The sequence below is a fragment of the Rhodanobacter spathiphylli B39 genome (assembly GCF_000264295.1).
Lineage (GTDB): Bacteria > Pseudomonadota > Gammaproteobacteria > Xanthomonadales > Rhodanobacteraceae > Rhodanobacter > Rhodanobacter spathiphylli.
Genome location: NZ_AJXT01000006.1, coordinates 65995 through 81758, shown reverse-complemented (window position 1 = coordinate 81758; position 15764 = coordinate 65995). Strand labels below are relative to the sequence as shown.

Sequence of the window (15764 nt, the reverse complement as noted above, 5' to 3'; positions counted from 1 at the left end):
ACCTGCTCCCGCAGAGGGAGCCACCACATGCAAAGGATTGCCCATGCGCACTCTCCGTTCTTCGGCTTCCGTCGCCGTTTCCGTCTTCGCGCTCGCTGCCGCGCTGTCGATCGCCGCACCGGCGGCGCACGCCCAGGCCGGTTCGATCCCCGATCGGATCGAGGCCACCTACGCGCTGACCAAGCCCACCGCCGACCTCACCGAGATCGTCAAGCCCGGCGCCGTGCTGGTGCTGAACAAGGACGACCTGTTCATGTGCGCGATCAGTTCGGCGATCCCGTCCTACAACACCTACAAGGGCGGCAAGATCCGCCAGAGCTTCCTCAACAAGATGAAGTTCTTCACCGCCAGCGGCAACCAGCCGACCGTGCCCACGCGCATGTTCGTGGCTGGCGAGAAGGTGCTGCTGACGGGCGTGGAAATGAAGGACGATGGCGTGCAGCTTTCGCTGCTCAGCGAAATGATCAACGGCCATCACTACAAGGCTTTCCTGGTGCTGCCGTTCGCCAAGGGCAGCACCCCGGCGGCCGACGAAGTGATGCAGACCCTGGCGCAGGTGCTGTCGGTGCAGCCGGCCAGCCATGAGGAGCCGGTGGCCGCGTCGTCCTCGCGCACGCTGGCCATCGGGCAGAGCAGGACGCAGGTGCTGGCCATCCTCGGCCAGCCGACCACGGTGGTGCAGCTCGGCGGCGGCAAGGAGATCGACTATTTCCCGACGATGAAGGTGACCTTCATCGGTGGCCGCGTTTCCGACGTGCAGTAAAGGCAACGCATCCCTGCGTGCTTCGAGCATTCTGCGGCGTTGAAGCCGCCACGCGATCGCGCCAGCGCCGGCGGACGGATCGAACGCATCGATCCGTCCGCCGGGCTGCCTTGCCTCACGGCATCTGCGGCAGTTCCTGCGGGCGCAGGTCGAACACCAGTACCTCGGCGTTGTCGCCGGCGTCCAGCCGCAAGCTGCGCGCATGGCGCAGGCGCACGCCGTCACCGGCCTCAAGCTTCACGCCGTCCAGCTCGATGCTGCCGCGGGCCACGTGCACGTAGGCATGGCGGTCGCCGTCCAGGGTCAGCGTGGCGCTTTCGTCGCCATCGAACAGGCCGGCGTACACCGAGGCGTCCTGCTGGATGCGCAGCGACTCGTCGCGCCCATCGGGCGAGATGATCAGGCGCAGGCGGCCACGCTTGTCCGCGTCGGAGAAATGACGCTGCTGGTAGACCGGCGCGCCACCAGCCTTCTCCGGCACGATCCAGATCTGCAGGAAGTGCACCGGCGCCTCGTCGGAGCCGTTGAACTCGCTGTGTGTCACGCCGCTGCCGGCGCTCATCAGCTGCACGTCGCCCGGCTTGATCGCCGAGCCGGTGCCCATGCTGTCGCTGTGCGCCAGGGCGCCTTCCAGCACGTAGGAAAAGATCTCCATGTCGCGATGCGGGTGCTTGCCGAAGCCCTGGCCCGGGGCCACCCGGTCCTCGTTGATCACGCGCAGGTCGGAGAAGCCGATCTGGCCGGGGTCCATGTAGCTGGCGAAGGAGAAGGTGTGGCGGGAATTCAGCCAGCCGTGGTCGGCGACGCCGCGTTCGGCAGCCTTGCGTACTTGCATCATGGTGTTCTCTCCTCGTTGAGGGGGCGCAGCTCCTGCTGCATCTGAAGCGGAATGTTAGAGTCGCCACGTGCTTCAATAAAGACGGTGAGTTGCTTAATACTGTCAACCGGAGAGCGACAATGAGCCAGCTGGAGGACATGCGCATCTTTGCCGAAGCGGTGGAGGCGCAAAGCTTTACCGCGGCGGCCGAGCGGCTGGGGCTGTCCAAGCAGTTCGTCAGCAAGCGCATCGCCGCGCTGGAGAAACGGCTGGGCGCCCGGCTGCTGCTGCGCTCGACCCGGCAGCTGCGCGCCACCGACCTGGGCCTGGCCTACCACGAGCGCGTCCGGCGCATCCTGGAGGAGGTCGATGCCGCCGAGCAGCTGATCACCAGCCAGACCGCCGCGCCCCGCGGCCTGTTGCGGCTCAGCGCGCCGATGTCGTTCGCCACCCTGCATCTGGGTGCGCTGATTCCCGCCTTCATGCAGCGCCATCCCGAGGTCACGGTCGAGCTGGAACTCAACGACCGCACCGTCGACCTGATCGGCGAGGGCTATGACATGGCGGTGCGCATCGGCACGCTGGCCGACTCCAGCCTGATCGCGCGGGCGATCACCACGGTGCAGCTGATCACCTGCGCCAGCCCCGACTATCTGGCACGGCGCGGCACGCCGTCCGCCCCCGATGAACTGGCGGCGCATGCCTGCCTGATCTACGGTCATGCGTCGCGGACGGAATGGGCGTATCGCGTGGGCGAGCGGCTGCGCAAGGTGTCGGTAAGCGGGCCGATGCGCGCCAACAATGGCGAGATGCTGCGTGACGCCGCAATCGCCGGGCTGGGCATCACCAGCCTGCCGGACTTCATCGTGGTCGACGCGTTGGCCGATGGACGCCTGCGCGCCGTGCTGGAGGCGTTCCGGCCCGACGGGTTCACCGTGCACGCGGTGTATCCGCAGCATCGCCAGTCCTCGCTGCTGGTGCGCGCGTTCAGCGACTTCCTGGTGGAACAGTTCGGCGCGGCGGCGCCGCGGTCGTCATGACCGCAGTTCGCGTCGCAGCACCTTGCCTACCGCGGTCTTGGGCAGGCTGTCGCGAAATTCGACCTGCTTCGGTTGCTTGTAGGCGGCGAGATGCCGGCGGCAATGGGCGCGCAGGTCTTCCTCGCTGAGCGCCGGGTCCCTGCGCACCACCACCAGCCGCACGGCTTCGCCGGTCTTCTCGTCCGGCATGCCGACCACGCCGGCCTCGAGCACGCCCGGATGCATGCCGACCACGTCTTCCACTTCGTTGGGAAACACGTTGAAGCCCGACACCAGGATCATGTCCTTGCGCCGATCGAGCAGGAAGTAATAGCCGTTCTCGTCGACGCGGGCGATGTCCCCGGTACGGAACCAGCCGCCCTCGAAAAAGGCCTCGCGCGTTTCGCCCGGCTGCTGCCAGTAGCCGGTGGTGACCTGCGGGCCACGCACGCACAGTTCTCCGGCTTCCGCCTCGGCCACCACGCGACCGTCGCTGTCGCGCAGGGTGATTTCCACCTCGGCCAGCGGCAGGCCGATCGAGCCGACCGGGTTGTCCGCGTCCCAGCGATTGAAGGTGATCGCGGCGCTGGTTTCGGACAGCCCATAACCCTCGACCACCGCCATTCCGGTCAGCGCCTTCCAGCGTTCGGCGGTGCCGCTGCGCAGCGCCGTGCCGCCCTGCAGGCACAGCTTGAGCCCGGACAGGTCGAGCCTGGCGAAGTCGGGCGAGTTGAGCAGGGCGTCGTACAGCGTGTTGACGCCGGCAAAGGCGGCCGGCCGGACCCTGGCAAACGTGGCCACCAGGCCGGGAATGTCGCGCGGGTTGGTGACCAGCACCGAATGGAATCCGTGCGCCATGTTGTACAGCGCGTTGCTGTAGGCCGCGATGTGATACATCGGCAGGCAGACGATCACCGCGTCGGTGGCCGGGTCGAGCCGGTGTCCCAGCCATTGTTCGGCGGATGCCACGTTGGCGATCAGGGCCGAGTGGGGCAGCACGGCGCCCTTGGACAGGCCGGTGGTGCCGCCGGTGTATTGCAGTTGCGCGGTGTCGGTCGTGCTGGCGCGTGACTGCACGGCCGGCAGCCGCTGCCCTGCGGACAGCGCGCGGGGCCAGCGGATGGCGCCATCGATATGGAACGGCGGGATCATCTTCCGGACATGCTTGAGCACCGCGTCGACCAGCAGTGATTTCGGCCACGGCAGCATGTCGCCCACGCGGGTGGTGACGACGTGCCGGACCGTGGTGCCTTCCAGCGCCTCGGCTGCCACGGCGCCGAAGTTGTCCAGCACGATCAGCGCGGCCGCGGCCGAATCGACCAGCTGGTGATGCAGTTCGCGCGCGGTGTACAGCGGGTTCACCAGCACCGCGACCAGGTCGGCGCGCAAGACTCCCAGCACGGCCACCGGAAACTGCAGCAGGTTGGGCAGCATGATCGCCACACGTTCGCCGCTGGCCAGTCCCAGGCCTTCGCGCAGATGACTGGCGAGCAGGCCGCTCAGGCGATCGACCTCGCCGAAACTGAGGCTCTGCCCGAGGTTGCTGAAGGCCGGACGCCCGGCGTGACGCCGGCATGCGTCGACAAGCATCTGCGGCAGGGTCTGGCCGCTGTCGAAGGCGGCGCTGGCGACGTTGGGGAAATCGGCCCGGCTCAGCGCCGAGGGCACATGCTTGCCGAATGGTTTGAGCACTTCAGCGTCCCCCGCCCTGATTGCCGATGCCGCATTCCCCCGCTGCCGATACCTTACGATGGTCCTGTCGTTTGTCACAGGGCCGCCATCTCGCCCGTCGCCCGTGCCGTCAGCAGGGCAGGCCGTAGCAGACCCGAGCGCGCTTGCCGATGGAAGACGACTGCGCCGGTGCAGCCTGGTAGGCGCGGGGCGGTCGGTACATCGGATACAGCGAGCGCTCCTCGCGGGTGAAGCGATGCCGGAGCAGGTCCTCGATCAGGGCCAGTTCGTCGAGAAACTCGTCCCGTTTTTCCTCGCTGATGCCGACTTCCTGGCAACGGGTGAGGAAGCGCGTGGTCTGGCGCGAGATCTCGCCGGTCTCCCGGCGCATGTTGCGCATGAATTCCAGGCCCTCCGGGTTCGACTTCAGGCAACAGCCCAGATAGGTATACAGGCGCAGGTTCTTGTCCAGCAGATGCTCGTTGAACAGCAGGCGGAACCGGTGCAGACACCTTTCCGCCTCGTCGAATTTCGACTCCCGCGCCGCGCTGCCGCCGAGCGCCAGCAGATCCAGCAAGCTGACCGCGTGGTCGCACAGGCGCCCGACGAGCCGACTGTCGTAGTGGAGCTGGGTGCCGGGGGCGACCTGCTGTTCCGCGAGCTGATCTTCCAGCGACACCTCGGATCTTGCACCCTGCTGTTTTCTTCCGAAGAAATTCATGGTCTGGTCTCCCTGCTTGATTGCGCTGGTGCCGTTCCACCCGACCCTGTCGCCCCGGGTCATCAGCAAGCCCCGGACGATGCAAGACGCCAAACCCCGGCTCCTTCCGACCGCCTTCCGCTGCCGCCGGCGGCGGTGCCTGCATGAGTGGCGAAGCAGAATGTGTGCCATCTGGCGCCAAGTGGCGAAGCCCGCGCCGGCAGGCCACCGGATCTGCTGCGACGGGGCCGGCGGCGTGCGGCCCGGCGGCAGCCGGCGGGCAGGTCGGGACGATTTGTGACACTGGGTGGCAGGTGCGCGGCGCCGCCGGCAGAACAGTGGTGATAGTTTTGTCCATCCACCTGCCTGCCGGAGTTCCCCCATGTCCGTTCCCACTTCCACCTGGTCACGTCCACGGCGCACGCTGACCGCGCTCGCCACCGCCGTGATGCTGGCCCTGGCCGCCACGGCCGCGCCGGCGCAAACGATCGGCGCGGACCAGGTGCCGCCGCCGCAGGACACGCCGTATCCGGGCACCATCGCGCTGCATGTCGACGCCAGCGACACGGTGCAGGGCATCTTCCGGGTACGCGAGACGATTCCCGTCGCGGCCGGTCCGCTGACCCTGCTGTATCCGCAGTGGATTCCCGGCGACCATTCTCCGAGCGGCCCGATCGCCATGCTGGCCGGGCTCAGGATCACCGCCGACGGCAAGCCGGTGCCGTGGAAGCGCGACAAGTACAACGTGTTCGCATTCCATCTCGACGTGCCGGCCGGCGTGACCCGCCTGGAGGTGGCGTTCGAATACATGTCGCCACGCGACGGCGGCTTCGAGATCACCGACCGCATGATGGACATGGCCTGGAGCAAGGTGGCGTTGTATCCGGCCGGGCACTTCTCGCGCGCCATCACCTTCGCCCCCAGCGTGACGCTGGCCCATGGCTGGCAGATGGGCACGGCGCTGGAGACCGCCTCGCAGTCGGGCGACACCACCACCTTCAAGCCGGTGACGTTCAACAACCTGGTCGATTCGCCGATCTACGCCGGGCAGTATTTCAAGCGGGTCGACCTCAACCCGGGCGGCGCCGCACCGGTGCACCTGGACATCGTCGCCGATGCGCCGAAGTACCTGGAAATGTCGCCCGAGCAGCTCAGGGCGCATCGCGCCCTGGTCGCCCAGGCGGTGAGCCTGTTCGGCTCGCATCACTACGACCACTACGACTTCCTGTTCTCGCTGTCCGACGTGCTCGGCGGCAACGGTACCGAGCATCACCAGTCCAGCGAGAACGGCCTGGGCGCGGACTATTTCACCGCCTGGGACAGCAACGCGCCGGAGCGTGACCTGCTGGCGCACGAGTACGCTCATTCGTGGAACGGCAAGTTCCGCCGCCCCGCCGATCTGTGGACGCCGAACTTCAACGTGCCGATGGGCGACTCGCTGCTGTGGGTCTACGAAGGCCAGACCCAATACTGGGGTTACGTGCTCACCGCACGCTCGGGCATGTGGACGGCGCAGCAGTTCCGCGACGGGCTGGCGATGGTCGCCGCGAACTACGATCGCAACCGCCCCGGCTTCCAGTGGCGCACGCTGGAAGACACCACCAACGACGCCACCGCGGCGCATCGTTCCAGCCTGCCGTATCGCAGCTGGCAGATGAGCGAGGACTACTACAGCGGCGGCCAGATGCTGTGGCTGGCGGTGGATGCGCGGATTCGCTCGCTCACCCACGACGGCAAGTCGCTGGACGATTTCGCCCGTGCGTTCTTCGGCGTCGACAACGGCAGCTACGTGACCAGGCCTTACACCTTCGACGACGTGGTGGCGACGTTGAACGGCGTGGCGAAGGACGACTGGGCCGGCTTCCTGCACGCGCGCGTCGGCACGCTGAACCCCCCGCTGGCCGGCGGCCTCGAAGCCACCGGCTGGAAGCTGGTCTACACCGACCAGCCCACGGCATTCGAAAAGCAGTACAACTCGCGGCCCGAGCCCGCGCGCCACCTGTACAACTTCGCCTGGTCGATCGGCCTGACCATGAACGACAAGGGCGAGGTCAACGACGTGCGCTGGAACGGCCCCGCGTTCAAGGCCGGCGTCAGCACCGGCGCCACGCTGGAAGCGGTGAACGGCCAGACTTATTCGAAAGAGGTGCTGAAGGAAGCGATCGCCGCGGCGAAAGGCAGCAAGGCGCCGATCCAGCTGCTGCTGAAATACCAGGGCGGCTATCGCACCGTGCCGGTGGACTACCACGACGGCATGCAGTACCCCCACCTGCAGCGCATCGAGGGCACGCCGGATTACCTGAGCCAGATCATCGCGGCGCGGAAGTAGGCCAGGTTCGCGCGGGACGAAGTTCCTGCTTCGTTCCGCGCCAGCCAGTCATCAGTCCGGCATCACATGCCGCTGGTGCCGGCACTCTCGATCGCCTTCACCGCCTTGAGCGTCTCTTCGACGTGCTTGTTGGGGCTGAGGTCGGAGTAGACGTAGGTGATCTTGCCGGACGGCGCGATCACGTACGAGGTGCGGTCGGACCAGCCCGGGCGCATCAGCAAGGTGGCGTCGTACTGCTTGGCGATCTTCGCGCCCGCATCGGCGGCGACCGGGAACTTGCCGCCGCAGTGTTCGGTTTCCTTCGAGAACGCGGCCAGCTGGTCGAGGTTGCCGGCGGTGACACCGATCACCGTGGCGTGCTCGGCCTTGAACTTGTCGATCGCCTCGGAAAACAGATGCGCCTCGACGTTGCAGCCGGAGGTGTGCGGCGCGGGGAAGAAGTACACCACCACCGGGCCCTTCTTCAGTGCATCGGCCAGATCGAAGGTGAACGGCTGGCCGGCCAGGTAGGCGGGTGCGCTGAATTCCGGTGCCTGCGTGCCGGCTTTCAGGGCGGCGAAGGCCGGCATCGCGACGGTGGCACCGCCAAGCACGGCAAGCGTGGCGAATTTCATCATTGGCTTCATGGGGGACTCCGGGGTGGGGGCGGGACGCCAATGTACCTGTATACGCCGGAACGCGGCGAGTGGATGTCCGCTCGGCGGATTCAGCCGTGCTTCGCACCCCGGATGCCAGCGTCGCCGGCGTCCCCGTGGTCGGCATGGACCCGGTTGCGACCGGCGCGTTTGGCGCGGTACAGCGCGGCGTCCGCTTCCATGCACAGGCGCAGCAACTGGTAGCCGGAGTTGTCGGTGGAGGCCAGTCCGACGCTGGCGGAGATGGCCACGGTCGCATCGCCATTGTCCAGTGGCGCCGCGGCAATGGCGATGCGAATGCGGTTGGCGATGGCCACGCCTTGGTCGTGCGGACAGTCGTGCAGCAGGATGCCGAACTCCTCGCCGCCCAGTCGGCCAAACAGGTCGCCGGGGCGAAGGTGTTGCTGGCAGATCGCCACGGCGTGCCTCAGCACGGCGTCGCCCGTCGCGTGCCCGTGGGTGTCGTTGACCTGCTTGAAGTGGTCGAGGTCGATGGACACCAGGCAGGCGTCACCGGGTTTCCTCTGCAGCGTGGAAAGCAGCCGTTCGGCCTCGCTGATGAAATGCTGGTGATTCAGGATGCCGGTAAGGCTGTCGCGGCGCGCCATCCACTTGAAGCGCAGCTGCGAGCGCTTGAGCCGGAACAGCCAAAGCATGATGAAGGCAAGCGTCAACAGCAGCAGGGCGATGTACAACCGGCCGGTTTCCACCGCCCGGGTGTCGAGTGCCTGCTGCATGCGCAAGGCATCGTTCTGGCGGCCCAGTTCGGCGGTCCGGAGCTGCTCCGCCAATACCCGTTGCTGCACCATCTGGTAAGCCAGCGCGCGGGCGCTGACCTCGTCGAGATAGCCCTTGTCCTGGGCGGCGTAGTGCTCGTAGTAGGCCAGCGCGGTGGCCGCATCGCCGCGCTGCTTCGCCACGCGGTAGAGCACCTCGTAGCCGTCCCGCAGCGTCTCGTTGACTTCGTCCGGGCTGGCCATGGCCACGGCAGCGGCCGCGTAGTCATGGGCGTGGCGGGCATCGCCCAGTTTCCAATAGGCCCGACCCAGCATGACGCCGGCCGATTCCATGTGCGGGTGATACTGATTGGCGGTGATGCCCGGAGCGATCCGTTGCAGCAGGGCCAGGGCCTTGCCGGGCTGGCCTTCGTCCAGGTGGAGGTTGGCCAGCACCAGCCACATGGTCTCGGCGAATACCGGCTGTCCGGCAGCGGTGCAGGTATCCGCCGCCTGGGGCAGCAGCGGGCTGGTCGAGGTGAGCTTCTGGCTGTTGAAGAGCGCCGTCACCTGCATCGAGCGCGAGGCGCACAGGCTTTCGCCGGCGGGCGGCGAGTCCTCCATCTGGCGGGCATAGTCCAGCGCCAGTTCGTACTGGCCGGCCGCGCCGAAGACCTGGGAGAGATTGGCCAGGACGATGAAACGCGCCAGTTTGTCCTGGATGTGCGGCAAGTCCAGCACCAGTCGGTGGGCCAGCATGAACGCGGCCTGGTAGCGGCGGTTGATGCTGAAGTCATCCATCAGCCGCGCGGAGGCCTTGGCCACCAGCGCCGGATCGCCGGCGTGGTCGATGATGTCCTGCAACGAGGCATCGGCGGTGGCGTAGTCGCCGTCGTAGGCGGCCTGCCAGGCGTCGAGGTAGCGCAGCTGCCTCCGCTCCGTGGCGCCCAGGCTGTCGACCTGCCGGTGGAGTTGCTGCAGCCTCTGCACGAAGCGCGGGTGGTCCTTCGTGCGCAGCGCTTCGACCCGGTCGATGCGCGATATGTCCGGGATGGCCGCATGCACGGGATGGCCGGGCAGGCAGGTCGCCGCAGCGGCCAGCATGGCCAGCCGACGCAGTCCACGGAGTGATTCACGCATGCGATCCGGGCCCGGCCAGATGGCGTTCGCGCGTTCCGCTCAGCACGGTCGCGCCGCCCGGGTTGCGTCGGTCATGTTCATGGGCTGTCCCCCCTTTGCAGGCAGCCCCGGAATCATAGGCCAGTTGCGCGATGCTGTCCGCCACTACCCGGCGCCGGTCGCTGCCATTCGCGAAGGTTCTAGAATGGCCGGGCTTTCGCCCATCGCGGCACCATCGCGATGCTGTTCCTTCCTCATCTTTCCGTCCGGTGCGGGCATCGCTCGCCGGGCCATCGGGAGTGTCATGCGTTCGACCATCTGCCTGCGTCTGCTGTGCCTCGTGTCGTGCTCGGCGGTGGCCTGGCCCTTGCCGGCCAGCGAAACGCCCTCGGTCGGCCAGCAGCGCGAAGACGTGCTGTTCTGGAGCCAGGCCGAACACACGGCGCGCTTCTCGCGCATGTACGAAATCTTTCCCGCCGACCGCGTGGATCACGGCGCGCACGTGCATGCCTTGCCGCAGGGCGCCGCACTGACGCCGCAGTGGAAAGACGGCTCGACCACACTGGCCGGCTACATGACGACGCACCATCTGGCCGGCGTGCTGGTGCTGCAGCATGGCCGCATCCGCCTGCAGCGCCATGCGCCGGGTTTCGATGACAGCACGCGCTGGACCTCGTTCTCGGTGGCCAAGTCGGTCACCTCGACCCTGCTGGGCATCGCCTTGCGCCGGGGCGACATCCACGGCATGGACGACACGCTGGACACCTACATCCCCCAACTGCGCGACAGCGCCTATGCCAAGGTCACCGTGGAGCAGCTGCTGACGATGACCTCCGGCGTGCGCTGGAACGAGGATTACGCCGACCCGCATTCCGACGTGGCGCAGATGTATCGCGCCGCCTGCGAGAACGGCCAGGCGCACGTGATCTCGTACCTGGCCAAACTGCCGCGCGCGTATCCGGCCGGCACGCACTGGAACTACAACACCGCCGAGACCGACCTGCTCGGCATCCTGGTCCAGCGTGCCACCAAGCAGTCGCTGGCGGCCTATCTGTCGCAGGCGATCTGGAAGCCCTACGGCATGGCCTCCGACGCGTACTGGCTGAAGGACGAATGCGACGGCAGCGACACCGGCGGCAGCGGCTTGTCCGCCACGCTGGCCGACTACGCCCGGATCGGCCAGTTCATGCTCGACGGCGGCAGGATCGGCGGCCAGCCGGTGATCGCCGAGGCATGGATGCATGGCGCCATGCGCAAGCAGCAGGACGTGGACAGTCCCGGCCATGGCTACGGCTACCTGTGGTGGACCGACACCGACGGCAGCTACGCGGCGATCGGCATCTACGGCCAGATGGTCTACGTCGATCCGGCACGCCAGCTGGTCATCGTGCAGGTCGGCGCGTGGCCGCAGGCGACCTCGAAGGAGCTGGTCGCCGCGCGTCGCGACTTCGTCGATGCGGTGAAGCGCGCCGTCGACGTTCCGCCGGCCATGGCGGTATCCGCCAGGTAGCGACACGGCACGCGCCGGCATCAGTTCTTGCTGTGATACCAGTACGGTCCATTCCATATGCGCCACAGGCAGAACAGCGCCAGCGGCACACAGACGATGGCTGCCGGATGGAAAACCAGGGCGATGACCGCCGGCAACGCGACGCCGAAGATGATCACCGAGGTCTTGCCCATGACGCCGTAGGCGTTCGTGGCATAGCCTTTCTGTGCGTGACAGCTGGGACAGACCGTGGCGTCCTTGTGCACCACGGTCATGCAGTGCGGGCACTGCTCCTGGCCTTCGCCGATGACGACCGGAAGCGGCGCACCGCAGGACGGGCAGGTGGCGGCTGCGTCGGAGATCTGCTTGCCGCAGTCCTTGCACTGGATCAGGCTCATGGGCGGTTCCTCGGTCGATGAATGACGTGGCTTGGCGTTTCGGAAGGGCGGGCATGGCGTTTCTCCGCACACATGGACGTCGTCGTGCGACGTTCCGTGAATGCCCCGGTCAGGCCACCCTCACCGCGCGCTTCATGCCCAGGGCGGCCAGCGCCAGTGCCGCGACGAGCGACAGGTAGAAACCGAAACCGATGCTGAAAAAGTCGGACATGCCATCGGCGACGCCGCGGCCGAGCGAATCGAGTGCATGGATCGTGGAGAAGATTGCCCACAGCAGGGCCAGCAACGGCATGGCCAGGGCGAGCCATGCGCTGCGGTTGCGCCACAACATCGGCATGGCGATGCTGGCGTAGGCGACCAGCAGAAGCATCTTGATGCTGCCGCCACCATGACCGCCAAGCTGGCTCATCAGGCTGGCGATGTCGAACAACGACTTGCCCATACCCTGTCCGAAAGCCGACACCGAGACGGCATCGAGGGCGAGCGTGCCGATCAGGAACAGCAGGTACGCCAGCAGGATCGGCTTGCCGTAGCGTTCGATGATCGAGCCGCCGATGGCTGCGTCGCCCGGTGCGCCAGCGGGCGTGTCCGCGCCCCTCGCCGTCGCGCGGGTCGCCATGTCCGAGGGCAGCGTGGTGGGAATCTTGTGCAGCAAGGTGCCGAACTTGCTGCCGAGTTCGGAGGCCTTCTCCCTCAGCAGCACGTCGTCGCCAACGGCCGCCACCGCCGTGACGAGATCATTGTCCAGCGTGACGTCGACCACCTTGTTGGTGGTTGGCGCGCTGTAAGCGCGCCAGGCATCCAGGGTGAAGCGATGCTGCCTGCCGTCGACCACGAGGGTGCCGGTGCCGTCGGCGCCGTTGTACTGGATGATTTTTCCGCGCATGGTCTGTTCCTTGTTTCGGGGTGGAAGAATCGGCTCGGTTCATGGCATTCATTCCCGGCACGCCACCTGCAGCGTGTTGCCGTGGCAACGCAACTGGTCGGCTGATGCGGCCTTGCCGTTCACCGCGCAGACCGCGCCCATCTGGTGCACCAGTTCGGCGTCGCGGTTCATCGCGCTGACCCGGGCCAGGTTGCAGCCACTGGCGTCGATGTCGACCCAGCTGATCCGTCCGCCACAGCCGGCCAGACCGCACAGCGCGAGCAGGGTCGGCAGGCTCTTCGATCGATGGGCATGCGGCATGGTTCGCTCCGGGTCACTGCGATGGCGTGATGGCTTGCCGCGGATTGCCGCACGCCGGGGCCGGTGAAGTCGTCACGGCGCTCTAACGGATGGCTAACGGAGCGCGTCGCGGCGGACACGCGATCTCGCCGCAGGCCCGCGACTGCGGCATAGTCGACGTCGGGGGTGGGTATGGAACCGGTCGGGCATGATGTGGGACAGCCGCTTTACCGCTACGCCTTCGGCAACGCCGAATTCGACGAGGCGCGCGGCGAGCTGCGCGTCGGCGGGCTGGCACTGGAGCTCGAGCAGCGTCCGCTTCAGGTGCTTGCCTGCCTCCTGCATCATGCCGACGAGGTGGTGCCACGCGAGGAACTGTTCGATACGGTGTGGGCCGGGCGCCCCACCGTGGACAACGTGCTGGCCAACGCCGTGACCAAGCTGCGCAAGGCGCTGGGTGCCGCCGGTCGCGATCGCATCATCAACCTGCCACGGGTCGGCTATCGCCTGTGCGGGCCGGTCGAGCGTACGGTGTCGGGTCGGCGCCTGCGCAGTCGGCTCGACCTGCTCGCCGGTCAGCCTGTGCCGGGGCGCGAACACTTTCGCCTGTGCGAACAGCTTGGCCCCTCGCGCGGCAACGAGGTGTGGCTGGCGCGCCATGACAAGACCGGCGAGCTGCGCGTGTACAAATTCAGTGCCGATGGCGAGCGACTGGCGGCGCTCAAGCGCGAGGCCACGATCCACCGCCTGCTGCACGAAAGCCTGGGCGATCGTGATGACTTCGTGCGGGTGATCGACTGGAACTTCGCGGTGGCGCCGTTCTATCTCGAGTGTGAATACGGCGGCCCGGATCTGGCCCGCTGGGCCGAGAGCGAGTCGGGCCTGGCCAGCCTGGATCAGGCGCAACGGCTGCACTTGCTGCTGCAGATCGCCGATGCGATCGCCGCAGCGCACGGCGTCGGCGTGTTGCACAAGGACATCAAGCCGGCCAATGTCCTGATGCAGCCCCGCGGTGATGGCTGGCAACCGCGAGTGGCGGATTTTGGCTCCGGCCAGCTGTTGCACCCGGAGCGCTTGCAGGCACTGGGCATCACCGCAATGGGCCTGACCCTGACTCAGGTCGCCGGCGATGCCAGTGCCACGCCGCTGTACCTCGCCCCGGAATTGCTGGCCCGGCAGGCCCCGACCGTGCAAAGCGACGTCTACGCGTTGGGCCTGATGCTGTACCAACTGCTGGTCGGCGATCTGCACCGGTTGCCGGCGCCGGGGTGGGAGGCCGACATCGACGACGAGTTGCTGCGTGAAGACATTGCGGCGGCCACCGATGGCGCTCCGTCACGGCGGTTGGGCAGCGTGGGGGAATTGTGTGAGCGGCTGCGCACGCGTGAGGCGCGGCGAACCGGGCGGCAGCAGCTGCGCGCTGCCGAGGCGCGTGCGCAACGCGCCGAGCAGCGACTCGAACGCAGCCGCGCACGTCGGCCGTGGGTAGCAGCAGCCTTGCTGGTGTTGCTGGTCGGCCTGGGCACGAGCCTGTGGCAGTTCCAGCGCGCCCGCGTGGCTCGCAACGAGGCGCAGCGCCAGGCAGCGATCGCCACCGCCACCAACCGCTTCCTCAACGAGGACCTGCTCGGCGCCGGCATCGGCGGCGACTCGCCGGCTTGGTACGAGAAGAATCCGCGTCTGCGCGACATCCTCGATGCCGCAGCAGGCCGCCTCGATCAACGCTACCGGAAGGCACCGCTGCTCGCTGCCGGCTTGCACCAGACCCTCGGACGCGCCTACCGCAGTACCGGCGACTATGCCCGGTCGGCAACGCAGTTGAAGCTCGCGGCCGAGTTGTTGCGGGCACATCTGGATCGCGGCGACGAACGCAGCCTGCTGGCGGAGTACGAACTGGCGGTGATGAAGGCGCACCTGTCGCAGTTCAAGCAGGCGACCGCGCTGCTGGACCGCGCCGATGCCATCGCCGGCGTGCGCCGGCAATCGGTATCCGAGATTGGCCTGCGCTCGCACCTGGCGCGTGGCGACCTGGCCTATCAGCAGATGCAGGTGCAGGTAGCACGTGACAACTACGAGACGGCACTGACCATGCAGAAGATCCTGCATGCCGACGATGCGGTGATGTCGGCACACCTGCTGCTCGGCATTGCCGGTTGCGAGCTGCGCATGGATCACGCGGCGGTGGCCGAGCGGCTGGCCCGCCAGGTACTGGCCGGGGCGCCCTACACCGCGCAGAGGGTAGGCCTGGGCGTGGTCGCGCTGGCGCGTTCGCGGCTGGGGGATGCGCTGCGCGCGCAAGGTCATTATGCCGAGGCGATCGCCGTCACCCGCCAGGCCGCGGCCGATTACCAGGCGGTGCAAGGCGCGAGCGGGCAGGGCACGATCAGCACCTTGAGCTCGCTGAGCTACCTGTATTCGTTGCATGGCGATACCGCGAAGGCGCTGGATACGCAGCGCGATGTCTATCGGCGTTCGCTGGCGCGCTGGGGCAGCGGCAACCAGTACACCCTGGTCGAACAGCTCAACCTCGGTTCGCAGGAACAGGAAATGGGTGATCTGAAGACGGCGCTGGTGGATCTGCAGTCGGCCGAGAGCGGCCTGTTGGCGCTGACCGGCGACAGCAGTCCGACCGTGCAGGCTGCCCGCGTCGCCCGCGCCAACGTGCTCAGCGATCTTGGCCGCAACGCCGAGGCACTGGCGCTGGTCGAGCAGGTCGACCCGAAGGCCTACCAGGCCAGTACCTCCGACGCCGGTCGAGGCGCGGTGCTCAAGGCGTTGCGCGCACGCATCCTGATGCGCCTGGGACGACGCGAGGAAGGCCTGGCCCAGCTGCAGCAGGCGGTGCGTGAAATGCAGGCCGACGGCGTGGCAGCCGAAGAGATCGCGCCGTACCGCGCGAGCCTGCATGAGGGCTCCGTGGCCGCGCAGTGATGCTTGCGCGGG

Annotated in this window: 13 protein-coding genes; 5 read left to right on the top strand and 8 right to left on the bottom strand. The window is 67.4% G+C overall.

All coding sequences use genetic code 11. From position 1 onward, the window contains the following. Positions 1-43: 43 nt before the first annotated feature. Positions 44-763: a hypothetical protein gene (locus UU7_RS05030; RefSeq protein ID WP_007805981.1), complete on the top strand. Its 720-nt coding sequence runs from the start codon at positions 44-46 to the stop codon at positions 761-763. A 115-nt stretch (positions 764-878) separates the two neighbouring features. Here the strand turns inward: UU7_RS05030 and UU7_RS05025 are convergent, their stop codons facing one another. Further along, positions 879-1601, bottom strand: a complete 723-nt coding sequence (locus tag UU7_RS05025; RefSeq protein WP_007805979.1) for a pirin family protein — start codon at positions 1599-1601, stop codon at positions 879-881. Between the two features lie 119 nt (positions 1602-1720). On the opposite strand from UU7_RS05025, the gene UU7_RS05020 reads away from it, so the two are divergent. Next, a complete protein-coding gene (locus UU7_RS05020) occupies positions 1721-2620 on the top strand; it encodes a LysR family transcriptional regulator (RefSeq protein ID WP_007805977.1) in 900 nt (299 codons plus the stop codon). On the opposite strand, the gene UU7_RS05015 is transcribed toward UU7_RS05020, so the two are convergent. Both UU7_RS05015 and UU7_RS18625 read right to left on the bottom strand, forming a co-directional pair. Continuing rightward, positions 2615-4291 carry an AMP-binding protein gene (locus tag UU7_RS05015; RefSeq protein ID WP_007805975.1) on the bottom strand — a complete coding sequence of 559 codons (1677 nt, stop codon included), beginning with the start codon at positions 4289-4291 and terminating at the stop codon, positions 2615-2617. The genes UU7_RS05020 and UU7_RS05015 overlap by 6 nt on opposite strands. 109 nt (positions 4292-4400) lie before the next feature. After that, complete coding sequence (locus UU7_RS18625) at positions 4401-4991, bottom strand: hemerythrin domain-containing protein (protein WP_162098635.1); 591 nt, start codon at positions 4989-4991, stop codon at positions 4401-4403. A 361-nt stretch (positions 4992-5352) separates the two neighbouring features. Between UU7_RS18625 and UU7_RS05005 the strand changes: the two genes are divergently transcribed. Continuing rightward, a complete protein-coding gene (locus tag UU7_RS05005; protein WP_007805971.1) occupies positions 5353-7299 on the top strand; it encodes a M61 family metallopeptidase in 1947 nt (648 codons plus the stop codon). 62 nt (positions 7300-7361) lie between these two features. Here the strand turns inward: UU7_RS05005 and UU7_RS05000 are convergent, their stop codons facing one another. Together UU7_RS05000 and UU7_RS04995 are read right to left on the bottom strand one after the other, a co-directional pair. After that, a complete protein-coding gene (locus UU7_RS05000) occupies positions 7362-7925 on the bottom strand; it encodes a peroxiredoxin (RefSeq protein WP_007805969.1) in 564 nt (187 codons plus the stop codon). A gap of 80 nt (positions 7926-8005) precedes the next feature. Further along, positions 8006-9790, bottom strand: coding sequence for a tetratricopeptide repeat-containing diguanylate cyclase (locus UU7_RS04995; protein ID WP_007805966.1), 1785 nt, complete (start codon positions 9788-9790; stop codon positions 8006-8008). 283 nt (positions 9791-10073) lie between these two features. Between UU7_RS04995 and UU7_RS04990 the strand changes: the two genes are divergently transcribed. After that, positions 10074-11279: a serine hydrolase domain-containing protein gene (locus UU7_RS04990; protein ID WP_007805963.1), complete on the top strand. Its 1206-nt coding sequence runs from the start codon at positions 10074-10076 to the stop codon at positions 11277-11279. Between the two features lie 20 nt (positions 11280-11299). Here the strand turns inward: UU7_RS04990 and UU7_RS04985 are convergent, their stop codons facing one another. From UU7_RS04985 to UU7_RS04975, 3 genes are all read right to left on the bottom strand, one after another. Then, positions 11300-11656 carry a zinc ribbon domain-containing protein gene (locus UU7_RS04985; RefSeq protein ID WP_007805961.1) on the bottom strand — a complete coding sequence of 119 codons (357 nt, stop codon included), beginning with the start codon at positions 11654-11656 and terminating at the stop codon, positions 11300-11302. A 109-nt stretch (positions 11657-11765) separates the two neighbouring features. Beyond that, complete coding sequence (locus UU7_RS17340; protein ID WP_007805959.1) at positions 11766-12542, bottom strand: hypothetical protein; 777 nt, start codon at positions 12540-12542, stop codon at positions 11766-11768. A 48-nt stretch (positions 12543-12590) separates the two neighbouring features. Beyond that, complete coding sequence (locus tag UU7_RS04975; RefSeq protein WP_007805957.1) at positions 12591-12842, bottom strand: hypothetical protein; 252 nt, start codon at positions 12840-12842, stop codon at positions 12591-12593. Between the two features lie 192 nt (positions 12843-13034). On the opposite strand from UU7_RS04975, the gene UU7_RS04970 reads away from it, so the two are divergent. Next, positions 13035-15752, top strand: a complete 2718-nt coding sequence (locus UU7_RS04970) for a protein kinase domain-containing protein (RefSeq protein WP_238530890.1) — start codon at positions 13035-13037, stop codon at positions 15750-15752. Positions 15753-15764 lie beyond the last annotated feature (12 nt).

Bases quoted from the DNA above. Each gene is read 5' to 3' on its own strand.
- UU7_RS17340 (WP_007805959.1), bottom strand. From the start codon at position 12,542: ATGCGCGGAAAAATCATCCAGTACAACGGCGCCGACGGCACCGGCACC.
- UU7_RS04990 (WP_007805963.1), top strand. From the start codon at position 10,074: ATGCGTTCGACCATCTGCCTGCGTCTGCTGTGCCTCGTGTCGTGCTCG.
- UU7_RS05000 (WP_007805969.1), bottom strand. From the start codon at position 7,925: ATGAAGCCAATGATGAAATTCGCCACGCTTGCCGTGCTTGGCGGTGCC.
- UU7_RS05030 (WP_007805981.1), top strand. From the start codon at position 44: ATGCGCACTCTCCGTTCTTCGGCTTCCGTCGCCGTTTCCGTCTTCGCG.
- UU7_RS04985 (WP_007805961.1), bottom strand. From the start codon at position 11,656: ATGAGCCTGATCCAGTGCAAGGACTGCGGCAAGCAGATCTCCGACGCA.
- UU7_RS04975 (WP_007805957.1), bottom strand. From the start codon at position 12,842: ATGCCGCATGCCCATCGATCGAAGAGCCTGCCGACCCTGCTCGCGCTG.
- UU7_RS05020 (WP_007805977.1), top strand. From the start codon at position 1,721: ATGAGCCAGCTGGAGGACATGCGCATCTTTGCCGAAGCGGTGGAGGCG.
- UU7_RS18625 (WP_162098635.1), bottom strand. From the start codon at position 4,991: ATGAATTTCTTCGGAAGAAAACAGCAGGGTGCAAGATCCGAGGTGTCG.
- UU7_RS05005 (WP_007805971.1), top strand. From the start codon at position 5,353: ATGTCCGTTCCCACTTCCACCTGGTCACGTCCACGGCGCACGCTGACC.
- UU7_RS05025 (WP_007805979.1), bottom strand. From the start codon at position 1,601: ATGATGCAAGTACGCAAGGCTGCCGAACGCGGCGTCGCCGACCACGGC.
- UU7_RS04995 (WP_007805966.1), bottom strand. From the start codon at position 9,790: ATGCGTGAATCACTCCGTGGACTGCGTCGGCTGGCCATGCTGGCCGCT.